25 protein-coding genes are annotated in these 25,258 nt (G+C 61.6%); 18 read left to right on the top strand and 7 right to left on the bottom strand.

What is annotated here, in order from left to right:
- Positions 1 to 92: 92 nt before the first annotated feature.
- From HJB83_RS09660 to HJB83_RS09650, 3 genes are read left to right on the top strand one after another with little or no spacing between them, the layout of a single operon-like run.
- Positions 93 to 512 (top strand): tautomerase family protein, encoded by a 420-nt coding sequence (locus tag HJB83_RS09660; RefSeq protein WP_221131767.1) that lies wholly within the window; start codon positions 93 to 95, stop codon positions 510 to 512.
- A complete protein-coding gene (locus tag HJB83_RS09655; protein ID WP_221116416.1) occupies positions 509 to 913 on the top strand; it encodes a cupin domain-containing protein in 405 nt (134 codons plus the stop codon). The genes HJB83_RS09660 and HJB83_RS09655 overlap by 4 nt, the downstream gene beginning before the upstream one ends.
- Positions 910 to 1,467: a DUF4865 family protein gene (locus HJB83_RS09650; protein ID WP_221116419.1), complete on the top strand. Its 558-nt coding sequence runs from the start codon at positions 910 to 912 to the stop codon at positions 1,465 to 1,467. Before HJB83_RS09655 ends, HJB83_RS09650 begins: the two co-directional genes overlap by 4 nt.
- Positions 1,468 to 1,469: 2 nt before the next feature.
- Here the strand turns inward: HJB83_RS09650 and HJB83_RS09645 are convergent, their stop codons facing one another.
- The 3 genes from HJB83_RS09645 to HJB83_RS09635 form a co-directional block, all read right to left on the bottom strand.
- Entirely contained in the window at positions 1,470 to 2,105 is a 636-nt protein-coding gene (locus tag HJB83_RS09645; protein WP_221116420.1) for a LysE family translocator, read from the bottom strand.
- A gap of 122 nt (positions 2,106 to 2,227) precedes the next feature.
- Positions 2,228 to 3,667: a pyruvate kinase gene (gene pyk, locus HJB83_RS09640; RefSeq protein ID WP_207581744.1), complete on the bottom strand. Its 1,440-nt coding sequence runs from the start codon at positions 3,665 to 3,667 to the stop codon at positions 2,228 to 2,230.
- A complete protein-coding gene (locus tag HJB83_RS09635; protein WP_089152718.1) occupies positions 3,667 to 4,152 on the bottom strand; it encodes a DUF1036 domain-containing protein in 486 nt (161 codons plus the stop codon). Before HJB83_RS09635 ends, pyk begins: the two co-directional genes overlap by 1 nt.
- 201 nt (positions 4,153 to 4,353) lie before the next feature.
- Between HJB83_RS09635 and HJB83_RS09630 the strand changes: the two genes are divergently transcribed.
- The 3 genes from HJB83_RS09630 to HJB83_RS09620 all read left to right on the top strand — a co-directional run bounded on the left by HJB83_RS09630 (position 4,354) and on the right by HJB83_RS09620 (position 5,851).
- Positions 4,354 to 5,142 carry an N-formylglutamate amidohydrolase gene (locus HJB83_RS09630; RefSeq protein ID WP_221131766.1) on the top strand — a complete coding sequence of 263 codons (789 nt, stop codon included), beginning with the start codon at positions 4,354 to 4,356 and terminating at the stop codon, positions 5,140 to 5,142.
- 48 nt (positions 5,143 to 5,190) lie between these two features.
- Entirely contained in the window at positions 5,191 to 5,496 is a 306-nt protein-coding gene (locus tag HJB83_RS09625) for a DUF1244 domain-containing protein (protein WP_221131765.1), read from the top strand.
- 91 nt (positions 5,497 to 5,587) lie between these two features.
- Complete coding sequence (locus HJB83_RS09620; protein ID WP_007631616.1) at positions 5,588 to 5,851, top strand: DUF2312 domain-containing protein; 264 nt, start codon at positions 5,588 to 5,590, stop codon at positions 5,849 to 5,851.
- A 316-nt stretch (positions 5,852 to 6,167) separates the two neighbouring features.
- Here HJB83_RS09620 and HJB83_RS09615 read toward each other — a convergent pair whose 3' ends face one another.
- Positions 6,168 to 8,003, bottom strand: a complete 1,836-nt coding sequence (locus HJB83_RS09615; protein ID WP_221159551.1) for a DUF882 domain-containing protein — start codon at positions 8,001 to 8,003, stop codon at positions 6,168 to 6,170.
- Positions 8,004 to 8,181: 178 nt separating this feature from the next.
- Complete coding sequence (locus HJB83_RS09610; RefSeq protein WP_221131763.1) at positions 8,182 to 9,726, bottom strand: sigma-54 dependent transcriptional regulator; 1,545 nt, start codon at positions 9,724 to 9,726, stop codon at positions 8,182 to 8,184.
- A gap of 207 nt (positions 9,727 to 9,933) precedes the next feature.
- Here HJB83_RS09610 and HJB83_RS09605 point away from each other — a divergent pair, with 207 nt between their 5' ends.
- From HJB83_RS09605 to HJB83_RS09555, 11 genes are all read left to right on the top strand, one after another.
- On the top strand, positions 9,934 to 11,790 hold the full coding sequence (locus HJB83_RS09605) for a M3 family oligoendopeptidase (RefSeq protein ID WP_221131762.1): 1,857 nt from the start codon (positions 9,934 to 9,936) through the stop codon (positions 11,788 to 11,790).
- Between the two features lie 90 nt (positions 11,791 to 11,880).
- Positions 11,881 to 13,041, top strand: a complete 1,161-nt coding sequence (locus HJB83_RS09600; protein WP_221131811.1) for an aminodeoxychorismate synthase component I — start codon at positions 11,881 to 11,883, stop codon at positions 13,039 to 13,041.
- Positions 13,038 to 13,667 (top strand): aminotransferase class IV family protein, encoded by a 630-nt coding sequence (locus tag HJB83_RS09595; protein WP_207581750.1) that lies wholly within the window; start codon positions 13,038 to 13,040, stop codon positions 13,665 to 13,667. Before HJB83_RS09600 ends, HJB83_RS09595 begins: the two co-directional genes overlap by 4 nt.
- A 2-nt stretch (positions 13,668 to 13,669) precedes the next feature.
- Positions 13,670 to 13,954, top strand: coding sequence for a YciI family protein (locus tag HJB83_RS09590; protein ID WP_207581751.1), 285 nt, complete (start codon positions 13,670 to 13,672; stop codon positions 13,952 to 13,954).
- A gap of 182 nt (positions 13,955 to 14,136) precedes the next feature.
- Positions 14,137 to 15,588 (top strand): homospermidine synthase, encoded by a 1,452-nt coding sequence (locus HJB83_RS09585; protein WP_007631624.1) that lies wholly within the window; start codon positions 14,137 to 14,139, stop codon positions 15,586 to 15,588.
- A 172-nt stretch (positions 15,589 to 15,760) separates the two neighbouring features.
- Positions 15,761 to 16,129: an outer membrane lipoprotein Omp10 gene (gene omp10, locus HJB83_RS09580; protein ID WP_207581752.1), complete on the top strand. Its 369-nt coding sequence runs from the start codon at positions 15,761 to 15,763 to the stop codon at positions 16,127 to 16,129.
- A gap of 20 nt (positions 16,130 to 16,149) precedes the next feature.
- Entirely contained in the window at positions 16,150 to 16,470 is a 321-nt protein-coding gene (locus HJB83_RS09575) for a hypothetical protein (RefSeq protein WP_207581753.1), read from the top strand.
- A 169-nt stretch (positions 16,471 to 16,639) separates the two neighbouring features.
- Positions 16,640 to 18,574: a bifunctional UDP-sugar hydrolase/5'-nucleotidase gene (locus tag HJB83_RS09570; protein WP_221131761.1), complete on the top strand. Its 1,935-nt coding sequence runs from the start codon at positions 16,640 to 16,642 to the stop codon at positions 18,572 to 18,574.
- A 127-nt stretch (positions 18,575 to 18,701) separates the two neighbouring features.
- Complete coding sequence (gene hemH, locus HJB83_RS09565; protein WP_221116423.1) at positions 18,702 to 19,736, top strand: ferrochelatase; 1,035 nt, start codon at positions 18,702 to 18,704, stop codon at positions 19,734 to 19,736.
- 192 nt (positions 19,737 to 19,928) lie between these two features.
- Complete coding sequence (locus HJB83_RS09560) at positions 19,929 to 20,966, top strand: SPFH domain-containing protein (RefSeq protein WP_207581756.1); 1,038 nt, start codon at positions 19,929 to 19,931, stop codon at positions 20,964 to 20,966.
- 3 nt (positions 20,967 to 20,969) lie between these two features.
- Positions 20,970 to 21,425 carry an NfeD family protein gene (locus tag HJB83_RS09555; protein WP_207581757.1) on the top strand — a complete coding sequence of 152 codons (456 nt, stop codon included), beginning with the start codon at positions 20,970 to 20,972 and terminating at the stop codon, positions 21,423 to 21,425.
- 58 nt (positions 21,426 to 21,483) lie between these two features.
- On the opposite strand, the gene HJB83_RS09550 is transcribed toward HJB83_RS09555, so the two are convergent.
- Positions 21,484 to 22,479 (bottom strand): SIS domain-containing protein, encoded by a 996-nt coding sequence (locus tag HJB83_RS09550; protein WP_207581758.1) that lies wholly within the window; start codon positions 22,477 to 22,479, stop codon positions 21,484 to 21,486.
- 143 nt (positions 22,480 to 22,622) lie between these two features.
- Between HJB83_RS09550 and HJB83_RS09545 the strand changes: the two genes are divergently transcribed.
- On the top strand, positions 22,623 to 24,161 hold the full coding sequence (locus HJB83_RS09545; RefSeq protein WP_207581759.1) for an outer membrane beta-barrel protein: 1,539 nt from the start codon (positions 22,623 to 22,625) through the stop codon (positions 24,159 to 24,161).
- A gap of 177 nt (positions 24,162 to 24,338) precedes the next feature.
- On the opposite strand, the gene galU is transcribed toward HJB83_RS09545, so the two are convergent.
- Positions 24,339 to 25,226: a UTP--glucose-1-phosphate uridylyltransferase GalU gene (gene galU / locus HJB83_RS09540; protein ID WP_207581760.1), complete on the bottom strand. Its 888-nt coding sequence runs from the start codon at positions 25,224 to 25,226 to the stop codon at positions 24,339 to 24,341.
- Positions 25,227 to 25,258 lie beyond the last annotated feature (32 nt).

The following is a 25,258-nucleotide window of genomic DNA, read 5'->3' as shown; positions in this document are numbered from 1 at the left end:
TCGATCCATAACTTTCTGATTTTCAGCATCATTGTGCTGTGCGATGGTTCTGCTGTCAAGGCCGACGAACGGCCTGAACCATGGAGATCCAGATGCCCTTCGTTCGAATTTCGCTTCGCAAAGGCAAGTCGTCGGACTATCTCGCCGCACTGGCCGACAACATCCAGCGTGCCTTGGTCGAGACCTTCGACGTGCCCGAAAACGACCGCTTCCAGGCCATCCATCAGCATGATGAGAACGAGCTGATCTTCGACCGCAGCTACCTCGCCGGTCCCCGCTCCGACGATTTCGTCTACATCTCGATCACGATCGGCAGGCCCCGGACAGCCGAGATGAAGGCTGCGCTCTATCGGCGGCTCGGCGAACTTCTGGCGCAATCGCCGGGCCTCCGGCCCGAGGATGTGATGATCGTCATCAGCACCAGCGCACCGGATGATTGGTCTTTCGGCAACGGCATCGCCCAGATGACCGATCCCGACTGGCGGCTGCGGACGGTCGGAGGCCGGCAATGACCACGTTGAACCCGAAGACGATGACCATCAGGCGCCCCGGCAGGGCGGTGCGCTCGCCGGAAGGCGTTGCAACGGCGCCTTTCTGGGTCGAAATGTTGCTCGAAGGCGGGGCCGACGGTGAGAACACCGCAATGCGCGCGACACTCGATCCCGGCACTATCACACGCTGGCATACGCACCCCAGGGGCCAGTTGCTCTACGTGCTTTCGGGTCATGGGCTGGCACAGAGCAAGGGTGGTCCCGTCGAGAAACTGCGCGCCGGCGACGCCGTCTGGTTTGCCCCCGGCGAGCGCCACTGGCATGGCGCAGCCGATGACAGCCCTTTCAGCTATATCAGCATCCAGCCGGCCGAAAACGGAAGCATCGTCGAATGGCTGCAGCCGGTGGAGGCCCGGTCATGATCGCCATGCAGTACAGCTTTACCCTGCCCGCCGATTACGACATGTCGGTCATCGACCGCCGCATCCGCGACAAAGGTCCGCTGCTCGACGGCTTTCCCAATCTCGGCTTCAAGGCCTATCTCAGTGCCCTTAAGGGCGAATTCGGCAGCCGCGACAATCTCTATGCGCCCTTCTATCTCTGGCAAGAGCCGGAAGGGGCAAGCGACTTCCTCTGCGGCCCGGCTTTCCAAACGCTCACCGGCGCCTTCGGCTGGCCGCAGGTGAGGACCTGGATAGTCTGGCAGGCAGAAATCTCGCCGGACGTCGCCGCGGCCAGATTTGCCACGCGCGATGTACTGCGTATCGAGCCCTACGCGCCGCTCACCGAAATCCGCCGTGCCGACAGCGCGGAGGCTGCGGCCGACGTCGCGACCGGCGGCGCACTCGCCTCGGCCTCCGGCTTCGAGCCGACGACATGGACGCGGGTGCGCTTCAGGCTGTGGCGAGAAATTCCTGAAATTGACGCGCACACGCAGGCCTATCGCGTCGGCCATCTATCCCTGGCTCGACCCTGAGCTCAAGCAATTGCCCGGCGATAAAAGGCGAGCGAGCCGGCAAGCGCCAACAGCGCGCCGCCGCAAGCCCGTTCCAACCATAGGGCGCCCGAGGTTTTCAGGAAACGCACCGCCCGCGAGCCGAAAAAGGCGTAGCCGAACATGATGAGAAAATCGAGTGCGGCAAAGGTGAGCGCGAGCAGCGCATACTGCGTTGCCTGTGGCAGGGTGGGATCAATGAACTGCGGCAGGAAGGCCGAGAAGAACAAATAGCCCTTCGGATTGGTCGCCGCGACCATGAAGCTCTTCAGTCCGATCGAGAAGGGAGATATCGCCCTCGAAGACGCCCCGGATTTCAGCGCCGCATCGATCGTGCCCTTCGAGCGCAGCAGCATAATGCCGAGAAAGGCGAGATAGGCAGCACCCGCCCATTTCAGCATTGAAAACCAGAATTCCGATGCCGCCAGCAAGGCGCCGAGGCCGATCGCGACGGCGCCGATCAACACGAAATCGGAAAGCACCGCGCCGATCATGCCGGCAATCGCCCGGCGCAGGCCATGCCTCGAACCATTGGTCAGCGCCAGCAGCACCGTCGGCCCCGGTGTGGCGATACCGACAAAAGAAACGGCTGCAAAAGCCAGAAGCGTGACGATATCCATGATGATCCCTCCCAATCCAGGGATCGAAACTTGCACGCACAGCAGCGCTTAGCAATGCTGTCCTGTCAAAGAAAAAGCCCGCCGCCTCTTGAGGCAGCGGGCTTTCAAACGGACCGATCGGATCAGATGCCGCTTTGGCCGTCGGAGCCGATATAGGCAATGCGGATCATATTGGTGGCGCCGGGCGTGCCGAGCGGCACGCCGGCCGAGATGATGATGCGGTCGCCCGGCTTGCCGAAGCCTTCGTCGGCGACGATGCGGCAGGCGCGGTTGACCATGTCGTCGAGATCGGTCGCGTCATGGGTGACGACGCAATGCAGGCCCCAGACGACGGCAAGGCGGCGTGCCGTCTTGATGATCGGCGACAGCGCCAGGATCGGCACCTGCGGCCGCTCGCGCGAGGCGCGAAGGCCCGTCGTGCCCGACGAGGTGTAACAGACAATCGCCGACAGCTTCAGCGTCTCGGCGATCTGACGGGCAGCAAGCGAGATCGCATCGGCGCCGGTCGCTTCGGGCTGGGCACGCTGGGCGTAGATGATGCCGGGATAATGCGGCTCGCGCTCGATGGCGGTGGCAATCGACGCCATGGTCGAGACGGCCTCGACCGGATAATCGCCGGAAGCGGATTCGGCCGAGAGCATGACGGCATCCGCACCTTCGAAGACGGCGGTTGCGACGTCGGAAACTTCGGCGCGCGTCGGCACCGGCGAGGAGATCATCGATTCCAGCATCTGCGTGGCGACGACCACCGGCTTACCCGAACGGCGGCAGGCGCGGATCAGCTGCTTCTGGATACCGGGAACCGATTCGAGCGGCATTTCGACCCCGAGATCGCCGCGGGCGACCATCAACGCGTCGGAAAGCTCGATGATTTCCTCGATACGCTCGAGCGCCTGCGGCTTTTCGATCTTCGACATCAGGCCGACACGGCCACGGGCGATCTTGCGCACTTCGGCAAGGTCATCGGGACGCTGGACGAAGGACAGCGCCACCCAATCGACATCGTCGGTGGCGAGCACGGCGTCGAGGTCGGCGCGGTCCTTGTCTGTCAGTGCGCCGACGCCGAGCAGCGTGTCGGGAAGGCTGACGCCCTTGCGGTCGGAGATGCGCGTGCCCGAAATAACAGTGGTGACGATGCTCTTGCCGTCGCATTTTTCGGCGCGGAGCGCGAGCTTGCCGTCATCGATCAACAGGCGGTGGCCGGGCTGCACCGATTCCAGGATCTCGGGATGCGGCAGAAAGACGCGGTTCTGATCACCGAGCGCTTCGTTGTTGTCGAGCGTGAAGGTTTGGCCGGGCTTCAGGTCGACCTTGCTGTCGACGAACTTGCCGACACGCAGTTTCGGTCCCTGCAGGTCAGCGAGAATGCCGATCGGCCGGCCGCAGCGCGCTTCAACCGAGCGGATGCGCTGGATCAGCGTACGCATCAGGTCGTGGCTTGCATGGCTCATGTTGATGCGGAAGACATCGGCACCGGCCTGGTGCAGCTTCTCGATCATCGATTCCTCGGCGGAGGCAGGCCCGAGGGTGGCGAGGATTTTAATTTTGCGATTACGCTTCATCAATTCTGGCTTTCTTGCGTCCCTGGGGTGTCGGAGAGTTGGACCATCCAGCTACCCTGGCGGCCCGTATCATATTCCTTGAATCCCATCTTCTGGTAACCGCGGGCATAACAATCCTGCACACCCGTAATCTTGAACTCGTTTTCCGCCACGCACATCTGCACGTCGCCCGTCCATCGTCCTCCCCGGGCGGCGTCCTCTGCGTAGAGGTAATAATAACGCGACTGCAATTCTCCCTCGATCAACGTGGCGCAGGTCGTTGCCGGCACCTGCCACCAGCCCTCGGTCATCCAGCCATCCTTGGCCCGGTAGCCGATCGCGACGCCGACGAGATTTTGCGTTCCGTTGCAGACGCGAAAATCGGCGCGTGCGGCATCTGCGATGAAAAACGGCATGATGGCTGCAAGAGCGAACAGAGCGAGACGGACCAGCGGTCCGGACCGCGTGAGGAAACTTGGCGCGGCTTGGATCAACACGGCTCCCAAATAGCTCCACGGTTATTCGTATCGGTGTCTTCTTGCGCCGCCGTCAAGCGAAAGTCAACGCAATGCTAATCGATTATATTTCCTTTCACAAACCACCCGTCGAGGGTCCGGCTCAACCGCTGTCCGCCTGCGGCGCTTGAACGTGGCGCAGACGCATGCGATCACTGCCACCGACTGCGCAATGACAAACGGGAATTCCTGATGGACGACTTCCAATCCTTCGAAATCCTACCCGGCAAACATGACAAAGGCATGGTGATCCTCGCAGATCACGCGATGAACCGCCTTCCGGCGCGATATGGCCGGCTCGGCCTGCCCGACGCCGCCTTCGCCCGGCACATCGCCTATGACATCGGCATTGAGGGGCTGACGCGGCAGCTTTCGGCGAGGCTCGGCGTGCCCGCGGTAGTCGGCGGCTTTTCGCGCCTGCTGATCGACCCGAACCGCGGCGAAGACGATCCGACCTTGATCATGAAGATCTCCGACGGCGCCGTCATAACAGGCAATCATCCGATCACGCCGCAGGAGTGGAATGCCCGCATCGAAACCTTTCATCGCCCCTATCACGGTGCCGTGGCCGTAACGATCGACAAGGTGGCGAATGCCACCGGCAGGGCGCCGCTGGTGCTGTCGCTGCACTCCTTCACCCCGGCCTGGAAGGGCATTTCCCGCCCCTGGCACGCCGCCGTGCTTTGGGATAGCGACCACCGCGCCGTCGGGCCGCTGCTCCAAAGGTTGCGCGCCGATCCCGATCTTGTCGTCGGCGATAACGAACCCTATGACGGCGCGCTGAAGGGCGATACCATGTACCAGCACTGCATGATCACCGGCATTCCGCACGCGCTGCTCGAGGTGCGCCAGGACCTGATCGCAGACGAGGCCGGAATATCAGCATGGGCCGAACGCCTGGCGCCGATCTTTGCGGCGATGAATGCCGATCCGGCCCTGCACGAATACGACGTCCACCTGTCGCGCACGGGGCCTTATTGAATGAAACCCGATTGGGTGAAAGGCCCCTGTTGAAGAAAGGAAATCGAGATGACCGCGCTCAGCAGAACACAGCAGACCGAATTCGAGGCCGCCGCCTTCCGCCGCCTCCTCGCACATCTTCGCGAACGCAGCGACGTTCAGAACATCGACCTGATGAACCTGGCCGGCTTCTGCCGCAACTGCCTGTCGAACTGGTATCGCGAAGCCGCCGAGGCCGAGGGTGTCCCAATTACCCGGGACGAATCGCGCGAGATGGTCTATGGCATGCCGTATGAAGACTGGAAGAATCTTCACCAGAACGAGGCCTCGCCTGTGCAAAAGGCTGCTTTTGAACTGAACAACCCACACAAATAGCTTGGCTTGCCGACAACAGGCTTGACCGTGACGCCGCTTCGCGGCAGTCACGTGCATCCAAATTGATCACCCGAAAAATCAGGAGAACACGATGTCTGATGCTCATGGCGTCGCCCGCGATCAGCTTCGCGCTTTCATCGAGCGCATTGAACGGCTGGAAGAAGAAAAGAAGACCATCGCCGACGATATCAAGGACGTCTATGGCGAAGCCAAGGGAACCGGCTTCGATACCAAGATCCTGAAGAAGGTCGTGGCGCTGCGCAAGAAGGACGAGCAGGAGCGCATGGAGGAGGAAGCCATCCTCGACACCTACCTGCTCGCGCTCGGTATGATCGAGTCGCCGCCGGAAGGCTGATCCGCCGCGCATCGCGGATGCCGACAAGCCGCCGGGCCTTCCGGCGGCTTGTCTTTTGCCCAATGCATGTCGCCCGGAAGTGTGCAGCGGTTCCGGGATAACGACATGCATAAAACAAAGGACTAAAGCGCGTCGCATGAATCAAGCTTGATGCGACGCGCTTTAGAACAGGATGTCATAAGAAAACCGCTCACACTTTTCGGCATCATGCTCTGGAACACGCTTGGCTAAACGGTCACCTCGCCTCGGTGGAAGCGGACAAAGAAAAACCGCCGGAATCGCTCCGACGGTTTTCGATATTTCATGATCGGCCGGCTCAGTTCGTGTTGAACTTGCGCACTTGCATGAAGTTCACCGCCGTGCCGCTGAAGCGGGCGGGGTCGACCGAAGCGGTCTTGACATTGAAGCCCTCGGCATAGACGGCGGTCGGTTGGGCACGCATCGTCTGGCTGACGAAACGCGGCGCCTTGACCTGCTTGGAGGCCATTTCAAGGCGGGCATTGGTCAGCGCCCACTGCGAGATCATCTTTTCCGTCAGCTTCGGCTCGGTGCGCACTGCCGCGCGGCTGGCATCGGCTGCGGCGGCTTCCTTGTGCGTCGGGCGGCCGCCCTTGGCAGGAAGTCCTTGAGCCACAGCGCTTTCGGCGGCCGGTTCGTCGAAGCCGTCGTCAAAGCTTGCCGATTTGGACATCGGCGCCAAGGCGGCGAGTTCGAGCGGCGGCTTTGCGGCAGGCGCCTTTTGCGTCATCGCGGCGTTGATCGCCTGCTCTACTGTGATTGGCGGCGCCTTCGACGCGATCTGACTTTCCGCACCCTCGTTTCGCTGCTGGTCGAGCGCATCGGCGACGGCGGGAGACAACGCGTCCTGATCAGCTTCGTCGGCCTCCGCTTCGGGATCGGCATCGGCCGCGGCAAGAAGGTTCTCGGCAACGGCAGGGCGTTCGACCGGCGTCGGAACCGGCAGGGCATTGGCGCCCGTCAGCGACGCAAGCTCGGCGTCGCCAGGCGCACGGCGCGGGCCGAGAAGCGAGGGGACCGGAATACTATAGGCGCTGAGATCGGCAAACTGCTGCGGTTGGGCCTGATCGGCCGGAAGGGCCGCTGCAAGAGCCTGTTGCGCCGCATTACCCGAAGACGGTGCGACGAGCGCGCTCGCCACGTCGCTGCCGGCCGGCTGGTTGCTGAATGCCGGGCGAACCTGCGGCACCGGCGCGTTCAGATCGGCGACCTCGGTCTGTTGCGACTCGGCAGGGGCTGGCTCGGCCTTCGGCGGCGTCGCCTTGGCGACGGCAACAGGGGTCGAATCGTCCGTATCGTCTTCCTGCTCATCCGCTCCGCCGCCGAACAGCGCGGCAAACAGCGTCTTGTGCTTCGGCGCCGATTCGGAGGCGCTGGCGATCTCGATCTGCGTGCCGCTGACGCGGCGCTTGTAGTCGACCATCGCCTGCTGGTAGCCCGGCAGCGGCTTGCCGTCAGCCGGAATATGAATGGTGTTGCCGTTCGGGAAAAGCCGGACAAGCTCGTCACGGCTCATGCGCGGCCAGGCGCGAACGCCGCCGACGTCCATATGCACGAAGGGCGATCCTGATTTCGGATAGAAGCCGACGCCGCCGACCTGCATCTTCATGCCGATCCCACGTAATGTCGCGAGTTTGACGTCCGGAATGAAGAAGTCCATCGCCTTGCCGAGCATATGCTGGCTCTTTTCGGCGACGCCTGAGTTGCGCGAGCGGCCGCGCAGCATCTCGTTAGTTCCCGGCGAACGGAAACCGCAGACGACGTTGATGTAGTCCCTCGAACCGCTCTGGCGATAGACGTCCCAGATCAGGTCGAACAGGCGCGGATCCATCTTCGTCGGCTGATTCTTGCGCCAGTCGCGCAGGAAGCGGTTCAGCTGCTCCAGACCCTTCGGGTCGAACTTGCCGTTGCGCTTGTAGGTGATGACGGCTTTTTCGCCGGTATGGATGAAATAGAGCTTGAGGCTGCGGGTGTCGCCCGCGGCCTGCGAAGGTGTACCAACGAATACCGGTGAGGAAACCGCGAGCGCAAGAAGGGCGGCCGCTGCCGTCCTTATTGCCTTTCCGCAAATGTCGGCGCACAACAAACGCCAGCTCAAGCGCGAACGCTTGGAATTCCCATTCAGATTCGGCAACTCGATCCCCGTCAGACAGACAATGTCCCGTACTGTCTCAGATGACTGTCAAATGCGGTCACACGATGGCAAAAATGCCACACATGATCAACCTTTTCTTTACATAGTGAACGAGCCACTAACAAGTGGTTTATGACCAGTAACAAATCGTGGTTGCCTTAGTCTTAACAAAAAGCGCTTAAGCCGCATCTTTCTGGGGATTGTCGGGGTCTATACCGTAATCCTTGAGCTTGCGATAAAGTGTGGACCGGCCAATGCCAAGTTTGCGCGCCACTTGACTCATCTGCCCGCGATAGAATTTGAGCGCGAATCGAATGAGCTCTTCCTCGACATCGGCAAGCCTGCGTACGTCGCCGGCGGGATTGACGCTGGCGATCGCGTTTTCGGAGGCTTCGGACAGACGGTGATGCACCGCTCCCGAGATCGACGCCCTGAAATCCTCACCATAGGTGTCGTCGGGATCGAGGCCGGTATTGTCGGCAACGAGCGCCAGGTGATCCACGACTTCGTATTCCGGAAGCTGGGCGGCGATCTGCGGGAAGTCCCCCTCGGTCAGCTCCGGCCCTTCGGCGAGAACGACCGCGCGGAAGATTGCGTTTTCGAGCTGGCGGATATTGCCTGGCCAGTCATAGGCGGTCAGCAACGCCAGCGTGCCCGAGTTCACCGTCATGCGGCGACCATTTTTCTGCTCGCTGGAGAAGCGCTCGGCAAAGACACGCACCAGATTCGGAATGTCCTCCTTGCGTTTGCGCAGCGCCGGAATGGTGATCGGGAAGACGTTGAGGCGATAGTAGAGATCCTCGCGGAAATGGCCGTTCTTGACCTCCTCGATCAGATCCTTGTTGGTCGCCGAGATCAGCCGGACATTGACCTTATGGGCGGTGCGCGCACCGACGGTCTCGATCTCGCCCTGCTGCACGGCGCGCAACAGCTTCACCTGCACATCGAGCGGCAGGTCGCCGATCTCGTCCAGGAAAATGGTGCCGCCGTCGGCTTCCATGAATTTGCCGCTATGGCGCTCGGTCGCGCCGGTAAACGCACCCTTCTCATGGCCGAAGAGAATGCTCTCGACGAGATTATGCGGGATCGCCCCGCAATTGACCGTGACGAAGGGCTTGTTCGAGCGGTCGCCGCCGGATTGGATGGCACGTGCCACCAGTTCCTTGCCGACACCGGATTCGCCTTCGAGCACGACGGGAATATTGGACTGAGCCGCCCGCTGGGCGAGATCGATGACGCGGATCATCGCCGGGCTTGCCGATACGATGTCGTCGAAGCCGACCGAGCCTGAGCGCGACCGGCGGCCGGCCCGCGCCTTCACCTCGCGCTGGTCGAGCTTCATCGCGTTCGAGATCGAGGTGGCGATGCGCTCGGGCGAGACCGGCTTGACGACGAAGTCGAAGGCACCGGCCCGCATCGCTTGCACCACCGTTTCGATACCGCCCTGCCCCGTCTGAACGATGACCGGGATCTGCGTGCCGAATTCGTGAAGCGCGTCGAGGAACTCGAGGCCGGTCATCTCCGGCATCATCAGATCGAGCACGATGACGCTGAAAAGGCCGCTGTCGCGTTTGACCATTTCCAGGCCGATGCGACCGTTTTCCGCCTGGTGCACGACATGGCCGTGCCGCTCGATTGCATTCTTGAGCAGGCGGCGCTGCACGGGGTCGTCCTCGACCACGAGGATTTGCCCTGCTCCCTTGAGCTCATTGTAACCGGTCATTGTCGCCTCACTTCATGCGAAACCATGGAGCGCACTCTGACAGGAAGGCTTGAACATCCAGTTTTGAGAAATAATTGCATTTTAACGATTGGAACGGGTCATTTTCGTGCCGAACCGATGCCTTTCTTGCGCCGAAAGGCCCTTGATGCCGGGCCTTCTCGCGCTTATTCAAGCAGACCTGTTATGAAAGTGGAGAGGAATTGCCCCATGAAAATCAAGCTCCCGCACGCCAGCCTTCTTTTGTCGGCAGCAGCGCCAGCTGGGGCGACCGATCCGGCGCTCGGCGAACTGCCGGTCTGGAAGCTGCAGGATCTTTATCCCTCCGCCACCTCGACCGCCTTCGTCGCCGACATGGAAAAGGCCGGCAAGGCCGCGATCGCCTTTGAAGAAAAGTGGAAGGGCAAACTGGCCACGGCGGCGACCAAGGCCGGCACTGAGGGCATCGGCGCGGCGCTGAAAGAATATGAGGCGCTGGACGACATCATCGGCCGCCTCGGCTCCTTTGCCGGCCTCACCTATTTCTCCGACACCGCCAATCCGGCAAACGGCAAGCTCTATGGCGACGTGCAGACCAAGATCACCGAATTCTCCGGCCATCTCCTGTTCTTCGCGCTGGAACTGAACCGCATCGACGACGCGGTGATCGACGCCTGCATGGCTAGAGATACCGCCGCCGGACACTATCGCCCCTGGCTGATCGACCTCAGGAAGGACAAGCCCTACCAGCTCGACGACAGGCTGGAACAGCTCTTCCTCGAAAAGTCGATGACATCGGCCGCTGCCTTCAACCGCCTCTTCGACGAAACCATGGCGGAACTTCGCTACGATATCGATGGCGAGAAAGTGCCGCTCGAAGTGGCGCTGAACAGGCTGCAGGAAAAGGACCCCGAAGCCCGCCGCAAGGCCGCCATGGCGCTCGGCGAAACATTCAAGGCGAATATCCGCACCTTCACGCTGATCACCAATACACTTGCCAAGGACAAGGAGATCGCCGACCGCTGGCGCGGCTTCGAGGACATTGCCGACAGCCGCCACTTGGCAAACCGCGTCGAGCGCGAGGTCGTCGATGCGTTGGCCGCCGCCGTCCGCGAAGCCTATCCCCGCCTTTCGCACCGCTATTACAAGATGAAGGCGAAATGGCTCGGCATGGAGCAGATGAATTTCTGGGACCGCAACGCGCCGCTTCCGGAAACCTCCACTGCCGTCATCTCCTGGCCCGAGGCGAAGGACACGGTACTTTCGGCCTATGGCAATTTCGCCCCCGAGATGGAGGCGATCGCCAGGCGGTTCTTCGACGAGCAGTGGATCGATGCCCCGGTCCGCCCCGGCAAGGCGCCCGGCGCCTTCGCCCATCCGACGGTTCCCTCGGCCCACCCCTATGTGCTGGTCAACTACATGGGCAAGCCGCGCGACGTGATGACGCTTGCCCATGAACTCGGGCACGGCGTGCACCAGGTTCTGGCCGGCGCGCAAGGGGCGCTGATGTGCCAGACGCCGCTGACGCTTGCCGAAACCGCCTCGGTCTTCGGCGAGATGCTGACTTTCCGCGCGCTCCTGGAAAAAACCAGCGACATGCGCGAGCGCAAGGCGATGCTCGCCCAGAAGGTCGAGGACATGATCAACACCGTCGTGCGCCAGATCGCCTTTTACGAATTCGAGCGCAAGCTCCACACCGCCCGCAAATCAGGTGAACTTACCGCCGACGACATCGGCGAACTTTGGCTCTCCGTCCAGTCGGAAAGCCTCGGGCCGGCGATCAACATTTCTGAAGGATACGAGACCTATTGGGCCTATATCCCTCATTTCATCCATTCGCCCTTCTATGTCTATGCCTATGCCTTCGGCGATTGCCTGGTGAATTCGCTCTATGCCGTCTACCAGAAAGCCGAAAAGGGCTTTCAGGAAAAGTATTTCGAACTGCTGAAGGCTGGCGGCACCAAGCACCACTCGGAACTTTTGAAGCCTTTCGGCCTCGACGCCACCGATCCGTCGTTCTGGAGCCAGGGCCTGTCGATGATCGAAGGGCTGATCGACGAATTGGAAGCTTTGGATAGAGCTGCCTGATCTGCCTCCCCACGGCCGACCTCTTCCCGCAGGCGGGGAGAGGCGCCGGCAGGCGGATAAGGGATCGTGCTCCAAGAAAAGACGCCGCTGATGGCCGAAACCCAACCCTCTATTCTCTACCGCGACGACACATCAGGACAGGTGATGCTTTTCGCCGAGCCGGCAGAGATCATTATTGCCAGGACGCGGGGCGAATTCTTTGCCGGCCTTGCCCGAATGGAAGAGGCCAAGGCCGAGGGCAAATGGCTCGCCGGGTACATGGCCTACGAGGCCGGATATCTCTTCGAAGAAAAACTCGCTCCCTTCGCCGGGGAAAACCGTGAAACGCCGCTACTCTGTTTCGGCGTCTTCGACGCCCCGCAGCCGGACACACACCCGCTTGCCCAACCAAAACAGCGCCTCGAAAACGAGGAATTCCTGACGGCCCCCAAGGCTGCCTGGGATTTCCCTCTCTATAAAGAGCGCTTCGACCGCCTGCACCAGCACCTGCGGCTTGGCGACGCCTATCAGGCGAACCTCACCATGCCGGTCGAGGCCCGCTGGAACGGCGATCCCCGTACTGCCTTCTGGTCGCTGATCGAACGCCAGCCGGTCAAATACGGCGCGCTGGTTGATCTCGGCGGTCCGGTTATCCTTTCGCGCTCGCCGGAACTGTTCTTCCGCATTGATGAAGAGGGCTGGATCGAGACCCATCCGATGAAGGGCACTGCGAAACGCGGCGCTACCGCGGCCGAAGATGCCGAAATCATCGAGGCCATGCGCCGCGATATCAAGACGCAGGCGGAAAACCGCATGATCGTCGATCTGCTACGCAACGATATTTCCCGCATCACCGAGGTGGGCACGCTCGACGTCCCGAAGCTCTTCGACATCGAGACCTATCCGACCGTCCACCAGATGGTGAGCCATGTGCAGGCAAGGCTCCGTCCGGATCTTTCGATCCGCGACGTCTTCTCCGCGCTCTTTCCCTGCGGCTCGATCACCGGCGCGCCGAAGATGCGGTCGATGGAAATTCTGCATGCGCTCGAAGACACGCCCCGCGACGCCTATTGCGGCGCGATCGGCATGATTTCGCCGAGCGGCGCCATGCGCTTTTCCGTCGCCATCCGCACCATCACGCTTTTTGACGGCGGCAGAGCCGTCTTCAATGTCGGCGGCGGCATCGTCTTTGATTCCACAGCCGAGGCCGAATATGAGGAATGCCTGCTCAAGGCCCGCTTCGCCGTCGGCGACCAATGGATTGCACGATGATCGATTTTTCGCTGGTCGAGACGCTGCGCTGGCAGCCTGGTGAGGGTTTTATCCGCCTGCGGCTGCATCTCGCCCGGCTTTCCCGCTCCGCCCGTCGCCTTGGCTTCCCGCAACCGATCGACGCCATGGCAAGGCTTGACGAAGCCGTTGCCGGTGCTGCCGGTCGGCTGCGTGTCCGCCTGACTTTCGACGCCCAAGGCCACATCGAGGTGACAAGCGCCGCGTTCGTGCCGCTGGCGCCCGACACCACCTGGACCGTGCGCCTTGCCGAGACACGTCTGAACTCCACCGACAGGCTGCTGCGCGTCAAAACCACCCGCCGCGCCGTCTACGAAAGCGCACGCGCCGAATACAGGCTCGACGAGGCCGACGAAGTCATTCTTTTGAACGAACGCGGCGAAGTCTGCGAGGGCACCATCACCTCGATCTTCCTGGACGACGGAACCGGCATGCTGCGCACCCCGCCGATCTCCTGCGGCCTGCTCGCCGGCGTGCTGCGCACGGAGCTGATCTGCGCCCGCAAGGCACATGTCGGCCGCCTCACGCTTGCCGATCTCGATGCCGGCGCGCTTTATATCGGCAACTCGCTGCGCGGCCTGATCCGCGCAAACCTCGTCAGGAACTGACCATGTTCATTCTCTCCCTCACCTACATCAAATCCAATGACGAAGCCGACCGGCATATGGAGCCGCACTTGGCCTGGGTGAAGGAGGGTTATGCGAAGGGCTGGTTCCTCGCCTCCGGCCGCAAGGTGCCGCGCACCGGCGGCGCGATCCTGGCAGTCGGCGACTGCGCCACAATCGAGGCCTATGTCGCCGCCGATCCCTTTACAATCCATGGTGTTGCCGAATACGACATCACCGAGCTTGCGGTGACGACGACGGCCGAAGGGCTGGAAATCCTGAAGCGCTGATTTTAGAGAGGCCGGTCGGATGATCCCGTCGTCCCTCGCCGACCCGATATTTGCCCTTTCCCCCTCAACGCTCTTTATTGTGACGCCGTTTTATGGTTAGAGCCGGTCACTTCGCATCTCTGCGGCAATTTCAAAAGAATTCTTCGGGCTGAACGCCTCGTCCCCTTCCATAGGAGAAAAGAATGACGGAACAAAACTATCCGGTATATGCCGAAATCACCGGTCCGATCGTGATGATCGGCTTTGGCTCCATCGGCCGCGGCACCCTGCCCCTGATCGAGCGCCACTTCAAATTCGACAAGAGCCGGATGGTCGTCATCGACCCGCGCGAAGAGCCCTCCGACATGGAGATTCTGAAGAAGCACGGCGTTCGCCACATCAAGGAATATGTCACCAAGGAAAATTACAAGGAACTGCTGAAGCCGCTGCTGACCGAAGGCGAAGGCCAGGGTTTCTGCGTCAACCTCTCGGTCGACACCTCCTCGCTCGACATTATCAAGCTCTGCCGCAAGCATGACGTGCCCTATGTCGACACCGTCGTCGAACCCTGGCTCGGCTTCTATTTCGACAAGGGCATGAGCAATGCCGACCGCACCAACTATGCGCTGCGCGAAACCATGCGCAAGGAAAAGGCAAAGAACCCGGGTGGCGCCACCGCCGTCTCCACCTGCGGCGCCAATCCGGGCATGGTCTCCTGGTTCGTCAAGCAGGCGCTTGTCAATCTCGCCAACGACACCGGCCTCAAATTCGAGGAACCGGACCAGCACGATCGCGAAGGCTGGGCAAAGTTGATGAAGAAGCTCGGCGTCAAGGGCGTCCACATCGCCGAGCGCGACACCCAGCGCACCAAGCATCCGAAGCCGCTCAACGTCTTCTGGAACACCTGGTCCGTCGAAGGCTTCATCTCCGAAGGCCTGCAGCCGGCCGAACTTGGCTGGGGCACGCATGAAGAGTGGATGCCGAAGAACGCCAAGAAGCACAAGAAGGGCAACAAGGCGGCGATCTACCTGGAGCAGCCGGGCGCCAACACCCGCGTACGCACCTGGTGCCCGACGCCCGGCCCGCAATACGGCTTCCTCGTCACCCACAACGAGTCGATCTCGATCGCCGATTATTTCACCGTCCGTGACAAGGACGGCGAAGTGACCTTCCGCCCGACCTGCCACTATGCCTACCACCCGGCCAACGACGCCGTGCTCTCGCTGCATGAGATGTTCGGCAATGGCGGTACGGCGCAGCCGGTCCACCACGTTCTCGACGAGGACGAACTGGAGGACGGCATCGACGAACTCGGCGTCCTGCTCTACGGCCATGAGAAGAACGCCTACTGGTATGGCTCGCGCCTGTCGCTGGAAGAAACGCGCCGCATCGCGCCCTATCAGAACGCCACTGGCCTGCAGGTGACCTCCGCTGTTCTCGCCGGCATGGTCTGGGCGCTGGAAAACCCGAATGCCGGCATCGTCGAGGCCGACGAGATCGACTACAAGCGCTGCCTCGAAGTACAGATGCCCTATCTCGGCCCGGTCGAGGGACACTACACCGACTGGACCCCGCTCGATGGCCGCCCAGGCCTCTTCCCGGAAGATATCGACACCAAGGATCCGTGGCAGTTCAAGAACATTCTCGTTCGCTGAGATCGCTCGCGCGACCCTGAAGATGCCCGCCGCAAGGCGGGCATTTTTGTAACGCCGGCTGTCTAAATGCCGCCCGGCGCGCCGCCAAGGCTTGCCTTCACGGCGGGCGCGCGCCATGTTTTGCCCGAACTTGGCGGGTGTTCCGCCGCGCCGATTCGCCGGGAGAAGCTTTATGAAAATCAGAACTGGTCTCGTTCTTGTCGGTGCAGCGGCTGCTCTTGCCGCCTGCGTTTCATCAGAGCCGCGCCGCCTGCCAGTTGCAATGACGCCGTCAGCCACCGGCGTCGAAGGCAACTGGAGCGATCCGAACGGCATCGTTTCCACCTTCCAGGGCGGTAGTTTCACCACCCGCACGACCGACAGCAACCAGCTTCTTGCCTCGGGCACCTATATCAACACTTCGCCGACCTTGGTGGAGATCAACATGACCTCGCTGGTGCGTAAGACCCAGTCCAAGGTGAATTGCGCCCTTGTCAATCAGAGCCAGCTCAATTGCACCTCCGATTCCGGCGCACAATTCACGCTTTCCCGCCGAGGCTAAGGGGATAGGCTAAGCACGCCATGCGCGCCCTCGCCGTTTATCTCGTCCTGCTGCTCGCGCTGCCGCTTGCAGCACTTGCCGTCGTTTTTCCGGCCAACGTCTATCGTGCCCAGGGCATCGCCGCTCCCGATTGCGACAGACCGGGCCAGGTGCTGATGTTGGCCGTGCCGGCAATATTGATCTACGGCGCCGGCGCACTCTTTGCCTATCGAGCCGGCCGGCGCTTTAATCGCCTCATTTTCCTTCTCTGTTTGAGCATCGCGCTCGCTACGGTTCCGAATATTGCGGAGGCCGTGCACGAACTCTATCGAAATGCCGCCGCCGGCGAATGCCGGGGATAGCAACCGGCTTTTTTGCCCTGCCCCCTTGGAAAGCGTCAGGCCTAGCCCAGCTTTCTCTTGCGGTCGCCCATCCTCTGATGGAACATCCGCAGGCCGGGACCGCCCCCGGCGGACTATGAAGGGATCGGCGAGGATCAGGGGGATCTCTCGCCCAATCAGGAGAACAGGGATGACGAAGTCTTTCAGCTTCGGTCTTTTGACCGCGTCCATGCTGGCGCTGAGCGCGGGCGCTGCCTTTGCGGATTACGAACTCAATATTCTTCATATTAACGATTTCCATTCGCGCATCGAATCGATCAACAAGTTCGACTCCACCTGCTCGGCCGAGGAAGAAGGCAAGAACGAATGCTTCGGGGGTGCTGCCCGCCTGAAGGTCGCGATCGACCAGCGGCGTCAGGCGCTGTCGGGCAAGAACGTCGTCCTCCTGAATGCCGGGGACAATTTCCAGGGCTCGCTCTTCTACACGACCTATAAGGGCGCTGCCGAAGCCGAATTCCTGAACCTGATGAAGTTCGACGCCATGACCGTCGGCAACCATGAATTCGACGACAGCGAGGACGGGCTTGCGACCTTCCTCGACAAGGTGCAGTTCCCTGTCGTGACGGCGAACGTCAAGGCGACAGCCACCTCCAAGCTCGGCGACCGCATCAAGCCGTCGCTGGTGCTCGATGTCGGCGGCCAGAAGATCGGTATTGTCGGCGCCGTCACCAATGATACGGCCGAACTTTCCTCCCCCGGCCCGAATGTCACGATCGCCGATGACGTCCAGGCGATCACCTCCGCCGTTCAGGATCTGAAGGGCCAGGGCGTCAACAAGATCATCGCGTTGACCCATGTCGGTTACCCCCGCGATCTCGCTTTGATCGCCAAGATCCCAGACGTCGATGTCGTTGTCGGCGGCCACTCCCATAGCCTGCTCTCCAATACCGATCCAAAGGCTGAAGGCCCCTACCCGACGATGGTCGACAATCCCGGTGGCTACAAGGTGCCGGTCGTTCAGGCTGCCTCTTACAGCAAATATCTCGGCGATCTCGTCGTCAATTTCGACGATAGCGGCGTCGTCAAGGATGCCAAGGGCGATCCGATCCTGATCGATTCAACCTTTACGCCCGATCCGGCCGTCGTTGCCCGCATCACCGAACTGGCCAAACCGATCGAAGAATTGCGCAAGAAGGTCATCGGTTCCTCCGAGGCCCCGATCGAGGGCGACCGCAAGGTCTGCCGCGTCAAGGAATGCTCGATGGGCAATCTGGTGGCCGACGCCATGCTCGACCGCACCAAAAACCAAGGCGTTACCATCGCCGTCCAGAATGGCGGTGGTCTGCGTGCTTCGATCGACGGCGGCGAGGTCACCCAGGGCGAAGTCATCACCGTCCTGCCTTTCCAGAACACGCTGGCCACGTTCGAGGCAACCGGCGCAGATGTCGTCAAGGCGCTTGAAAACGGCGTCAGCCAGATCGATCAGGGCGCCGGCCGCTTCCCGCAGGTCGCCGGCCTGAAATTCTCCTTCGACCAGTCCAAACCTGTCGGCAGCCGCGTCAGCGATGTCCAGGTGAAGGAGGGCGACAACTCCGCCCCGATCGACCCTGGTAAGACCTACAAGGTCGCCACCAACAATTTCATGCGGGCCGGCGGCGATGGCTATTCGATCTTTAAGGACGGCAAGAACGCCTATGATTTCGGTCCGGATCTCGCCGACGTGACCGCCGAATATCTGGCCGCCCACTCACCGTATAAACCCTATACCGACGGCCGCGTCACCGAAATCGCCGCGGTTGTGGCGCAGGCGCCCGCCGCCGAACCCGCTGCTCCGGCGACGCCGGCAGCACCTGCACCAACCACCGAACCTGCCCCCGCCCCTGCTGCAGCGCCAGCTCCGGCCACGCCGGCCGCACCCGCCCCTACTGCGGAACCGGCACCGGCGTCAGCACCCGCCGCAACGGCGCCGTCCACCCACGTGATCGCCGCGGGCGACACCTTCTGGGACCTCGCCGTGACCTTCTATGGCGACGGCACGCTATGGCGGAAGCTTTCGGAGGCCAACGGCAGTCCGAACCCACGCCACCTGACGGTCGGCAAAGAGATCGAAGTTCCGGCAAAATAAGACAATTTGTCCCGATTGCCATGACCGGTCCGGGGTTTCCCGGGCCGGTTTTTCTTTCTATAGGGTGAACCAAGATCTCCAGGCTGCGTATGAGCCGACGAGACAGAAAAGAGAGCGTTGGGGCCAAATGACAGCAGATCTTTCACACCGCCCGGCGGACCATCCGGCCGTCAAGTCAGGCAAGGTGGGTGTCCTTCTGGTCAATCTCGGCACGCCCGACGGCACCGATTATACCTCGATGCGCAGCTATCTCAGGGAATTCCTGACCGATCGCCGCGTCATCGAATGGTCGCCCTGGAAGTGGTATCCGATCCTGTTCGGCATCGTGCTCAACACCCGCCCGCAGAAAGTCGGCAAAGCCTATGAGCTGATCTGGAACAAGGAGAAGAACGAAAGCTATCTCCGCACCTACACGCGCAACCAGTCGGAGTTGATGACCGGGCGCCTGAGGGATCTTGATAACGTCAAGGTCGACTGGGCGATGCGCTACGGCACCCCGTCGATCGCTTCGCGCATCGAGGCGCTGAAGCAAGAGGGTTGCGACCGCATCGTGCTCTTCCCGCTCTATCCGCAATATGCGGCGGCAACGACCGCCACGGTCAACGACAAGGCCTTCCAGAAGCTGCTCTCGATGCGTTGGCAGCCGGCGCTGCGCACCGTGCCCGCCTATCACGACGACGAGACCTATATCGAGGCGCTCGCGAAGTCTGTCGAACGGCATCTTTCGACGCTCGACTGGAAGCCCGAAATGCTGCTCGCCTCCTTCCACGGCATTCCGATATCCTATTTCAAGCAGGGCGATCCCTATTACTGCCAATGCCAGAAGACCGGCCGGCTGCTGCGCGAGCGGCTCGGGCTCACCAAGGAAAACTTCATGGTCACCTTCCAGTCCCGATTCGGGCCGGAGGAATGGCTGCAGCCCTATACAGACAAGACAGTGGAGAAGCTTGCCAAGGACGGCGTCAAGCGCATCGCTGTCATCAATCCCGGCTTCGTCTCCGACTGTCTGGAGACGCTGGAGGAGATCGCCGAACAGGCTGCTCATTCCTTCCATGAGAACGGCGGCGAGACGTTCGCGCATATCCCCTGCCTCAACGACGGAGAGGACGGCATGACGGTGCTGGAAAAGGTCGTCCGCCGCGAATTGCAGGGCTGGGTCTGAGAAACCGTTTTCAGAAGGCAGCACTGCACGGTTAGCCGGCGACAGCCCGAATGGGCATTGCAAGACCAAACCTTCTTTCCACTTGGATGGGAGGTGGGCATGCGTGTGTCGTTTCCTCCTCGCAAAGAACATGCTAACTCACCACATCTATGGTGTGCACGCGCGCGCATGCGCGGATGAGAGGAATTTTTCATGCTGTTCGGCGGCTTCGATATCGTCGTGATCGTGCTGGTCATTTTCGTCATTCTGGTGCTCTTTGCCGGGATCAAAACCGTGCCGCAGGGCTACCGCTATACGATCGAGCGCTTCGGGCGTTATACCCGCACGCTGGAGCCCGGACTTAACCTGATCACTCCCTTCATCGAGCGTGTCGGCGCCCGGTTGAACGTGATGGAGCAGGTGCTGAGCGTGCCGACCCAGGAGGTGATTACCAAGGACAATGCCTCGGTCTCGGCCGATGCCGTCTCCTTCTATCAGGTGCTGAACGCCGCCCAGGCCGCCTATCAGGTCGCCAATCTCGAAAATGCCATCCTCAATCTGACCATGACCAACATCCGCTCGGTCATGGGCTCGATGGATCTCGACGAGCTGCTTTCCAACCGCGATGCAATCAACGACCGGCTGCTGCGCGTCGTCGACGAGGCCGTGCATCCCTGGGGCATCAAGGTCACTCGTGTCGAGATCAAGGACATCCAGCCGCCGCGCGACCTCGTCGATGCCATGGCTCGCCAGATGAAGGCCGAGCGCGAGAAGCGCGCCCAGGTGCTGGAAGCCGAGGGCTCGCGCAACGCGCAGATCCTCAGGGCCGAAGGCGCCAAGCAATCGGCCATTCTCCAGGCCGAAGGCCAGCGCGAGGCCGCCTTCCGCAATGCTGAAGCTCGCGAACGCCTGGCCGAGGCTGAAGCCAAAGCGACCAAGATGGTCTCCGAAGCGATCGCCGCCGGCGACATTCAGGCGATCAATTATTTCGTTGCGCAGAAATACACCGAGGCGCTCACCTCGATCGGCTCCGCATCCAATTCCAAGATCGTGATGATGCCGATGGAAGCCTCGTCCATCCTCAGCTCGCTCGGCGGCATCGGCGCCATTGCCCGCGAAGTCTTCGGCGATGCCGGCAACAACCCGGCAACGCTGCCACCCTTGTCGCGTCCGCGCCCCGCGCCGGCGCGCTCGACGCCGCCGATCAATCCGTCGACCCCCAATCCTTTCAATCCCGATCCGGAGCGATAAGCCATGCTGGCGAAGATCGTCGCCGAACTTGGTCCGTGGAGTTGGTGGGTCGCAGGCCTCGTGCTGCTCGCCGCGGAAATGATCGTACCCGGCTTCTTCCTGGTCTGGATCGGCCTGGCCGCCTTGATCGTCGGCGCGCTGTCGCTGCTCTTCTGGGACAGCGCCTTCTGGGTCTGGGAGCTGCAGGCGATCCTTTTTGCGCTGCTCGCGGTAGCCACGACGTTCGCCGGCCGTCGGCTGACGCTGCGCAATTCCACGACCGACGAGCCCTTCCTCAATCAGCGCGGCGCGAGCCTCGTCGGCCGCACCGCGACGCTGCACGAACCGATCAGCGAGGGCCGCGGCCGCATCCGCCTCGACGATACGCTATGGCAGGTGATGGGACCGGACCTGCCCGTCGGAACGCAGGTGAAGGTGGTTTCGAGCAACGGCCGCGACCTCACAGTCGAACCTGTCTGATCGAGCAAAAACAAAGACCTAAAGCGCAGGAAGTGAACCCGTTGGATCGCGGCGCGCCTCAGGCGACGCCAATCCGCAGTAGGTCATGGAAATGCACCAGTCCGACCGGCCTGCGGTCGTCGTCGGTGACGATCAGCGCGCCGATGTGATGCTGGTTGAGCAACGCCAGGGCGGCGGTCGCCAGCACCGTCGACTTCACGGTTTTCGGCGTCCGCGTCATGATGTCGTCGACGGCAAGTTCGGAGAGATTGCGGGTCAGGTTGCGCGCCATGTCGCCTTCGGTGACGATCCCGCAGAGCCGCCCATCCTCGTCAAGCACGCCGACGCAACCGAAATGCTTGCGCGACAGCACCGTGATCGCCTCCGGCATCGGTGTGCCCTTGGCAACGAGCGGCAGCCGCTCGCCGGTATGCATGATATCGGCGACGTGCATCAGGCTCGCCCCCAGCTTGCCGCCGGGATGGAACACGTGGAAGTCCGTCGCGGTAAAACCGCGCGCCTCCAACAGCGCCACCGCCAGCGCATCACCGATCGCAAGCTGCATCAGCGTCGAGGTCGTCGGCGCCAGCCCATTCGGGCAGGCCTCCTGCTCATTCGGCACGAGAAGGACGATATCGGCGGCGGTCGCAAGCGAGGAACGGTCGCTGCAAGTGATCGCGATCAGCGGAATGGAGAAGCGCCGCGTGAAGGAAATGATGCTCTTGAGCTCAGCACTCTCGCCGCCTTTGGAAATCGCCAACACGACGTCGTCGCGCGCGATCATGCCGAGGTCGCCGTGATTGGCCTCCGCCGCATGCACGAAAAAGGCAGGTGTCCCCGTTGAAGCGAACGTCGCCGCGAGCTTGGCGCCGATATGTCCGCTTTTGCCGACGCCGGTGACGATGACCCGCCCCGAGATGTCGCCGATCACTTCAATGGCGCGCGTGAAAGGACCGGCCAATCCATTGTCAAAGGCCTGTTCAAGCGCTTCAAGACCGCGTCTTTCGGTCTCTATCGTGCGTTTTGCCGATTCGAGCACGCTGTTTTCAACGAGGTTTATCGCTCTTCTGTTCATGAAATTGCGTTAGACCTTTTCACTTTCCAAGTCCACCCCGCACTCTTTCCGAAATGTGAACAGCGCCCGCCGCCGGCAACGAATGATTAACCACGAGGCTTTACCTTTGGGTAAGAACCGAAAGCATGTCAGGCGCGAATTGCATGGGCCAGCCAAAACAGACGAGCAGTGTGACGCCGCTCCGCGCCATGAGCCGTGCCGTCTCGTTTGTCGCGTTCTGCAGTCTGCTGCTCGGTCAGACAGCCTTTGCACAGTCCGCCTCGCCGCAGCCGGCAGGCACGGCAAACAGGCGCTCCACGGCCTCTCAGGACTATCGCACCACGAACAATGCTGCCGGTTTTGATGACGAGACCGACGATACCGCCACGCCCGCGACAAACGGCACATCCGCGAACGCGGACGATGCCCAGCAGAGGCCGGCGATACCGGATGCGCAAGCCAGCGACGACATTACCGGCTCCATCCTCGACGACGACATCCGCCGGCTGAACACACGCGAAACGCCGATCGACGAGACGCTGCCGCGCCGTAGGACTGCCGAAAGTGCCTCGGCGGCCGAAACGCCGGGCATTCCGATCGGCACGTTCGTGCTCCGCCCGAGCGTCACCCAGAGCATCAACACCGAGACCACCAAGGACGGCAACACCAGGCAACGGCGCGCCTTCCTCGAAACGGACGCAGCCGCGACCCTGACCTCGGACTGGGGCCGGCATCAGCTGACCGTAACTTCGGAAGGCGCCTGGCAGAGGAATATCAGCGGCGAGGGCGAGGAGCAGCCGTCCTTCAAAGTCAACGGCGACCTCCGGCTGGATCTTTCCGACGATACGGTCGCGCATCTCACCGCCGGGTACAATTTCTACCGCGAGGATACGGACGATCCCGAGGCCATCGCCAACGCAGCACAGCAGTCTGATGTGCAGGAGTTTAGCGCGGGCGCCTCAGTCCAACGCGATTTCGGCATCCTGCGCGGCACGACGGCACTGGCACTGACCCGCTCGATCTATTCGGATGCCACGCTTGCGAACGGCACGACCGTTGAGCTGAGCGACCGCAACCAGACGGCTGGCACGCTGCGCGGCCGCGTCGGTTACGAGCTGTCCCCCGCGCTCATCCCCTTCATCGAGGCGACGATCGGCCGGAGTGTCTATGACGAGACGCGCGATTCCGCCGGCTATGAGCGTTCTGGCCACGCCTATGGCGCCAAGGCAGGCGTCGAGGTCGACCTCGGCGAAAAGCTGAAGGGTGAAGTCGGTGTCGGCTACGAGATGGCGAATTTCGAAGACAGCCGCCTGTCCTCGATCGATACCGCCACGCTCGATGCGAGCCTGCTCTGGTCGCCGATCCGCGGCACCGACGTCAATCTCGACCTGCAGACGAGCATCCAGCCCTCGACCACGGCGGGCGAAAGCGGCTACGTCTCGCACGCGCTGACGACGACGGTCACCCACCAGCTGCGCGACAATCTGGTCGGGACGATGATCGGCGGGGTAACGTGGCGCGATTATCCCACAGATAGCACCATCAATGACGAACTCGTCTATACCGCCGCGACCGGTCTGACCTGGAACATCAACCGCTATCTCGATTTGACCAGCACGCTCGGTTACGAGCTGACAACGCGCAAGGAAGGCACCGATTCGCAGCAATTGCGAGCCGGCGTTGGTCTCAAGTTGAAGCGCTAATGCATGTCGCCGGGAAGTGTGCGGCGGTTCCCGGATAACGACATACACAAAAACAAAGAGCTAAAGCGCGTCGCATGAATCAAGCTAAGTGCGACGCGCTTTAATTTAGGGATGCAAAAACGCCACGCATCTGGGAGGATACGCGGCGCTCTATCATTTATATGCTGTGCGGGAAGGTTACTTCAGACCGGCGAGCAATTCCTTGAAGCCGCCTTCGACGGTCGGGCGGATATCGTCGCGTTCGAGAGCGAAGGCGACGTTTGCCAGGATGAAGCCATCCTTGGCGCCGCAGTCGTAGGTCGCGCCGCGGAAGTGGTAACCGGCGAAATCCTGCTCCTTCAGCAGCTTCAGCATGCCGTCGGTAAGCTGGATCTCATTGCCGGCGCCACGCTCCTGGGTTTCGAGGATCTTGAAGATCTCCGGCTGCAGGATGTAGCGACCGTTGATGAAGAAGTTGGAAGGCGCTGTCCCCTTGGCAGGCTTTTCCACCATGCCGGTGATTCGGAAGCCATCGCCGATCGCCTCGCCGACGCCGACGATGCCGTATTTATGGGCCTGGTCGGGCGCGCATTCCTCAACGGCGATGATATTGCCGCCGCTCTGGCCGTAGAGGTCGATCATGCCCTTCATGCAGCCCTTGTCGCCCTTCATGATCATATCGGGCAGCAACAGTGCGAAGGGCTCGTCACCGACGATTTCGCGGGCGCACCAAACCGCGTGGCCGAGGCCGAGCGGCTCCTGCTGGCGGGTAAAGCTCACCGTGCCGGCCTTCGGCAATTGCTGGGCGAGAAGGGTTATCTCGGCCTTCTTGGCGCGCTCGCGCAGCGTCTGCTCCAACTCGAAATGGATGTCGAAATAATCTTCGATGACGTGCTTGTTGCGTCCGGTGACGAAAACCAGATGTTCGATCCCGGCCTCGATCGCCTCATCGACGACATATTGAATGATTGGCTTGTCGACGACGGTCAACATTTCCTTCGGAACAGCCTTGGTTGCCGGTAGGAATCGCGTTCCTAACCCCGCAACCGGAAATACTGCTTTACGAACTTTATTGTGTTGAGCCACACGCGGCCTCCTGGTTCGATCATATCGCTTGG

The organism is Rhizobium sp. NZLR11 (assembly GCF_019685115.1).
In the GTDB taxonomy this organism is placed as follows: domain Bacteria; phylum Pseudomonadota; class Alphaproteobacteria; order Rhizobiales; family Rhizobiaceae; genus Rhizobium.
This window is presented reverse-complemented; position numbering and strand designations above follow the sequence as displayed.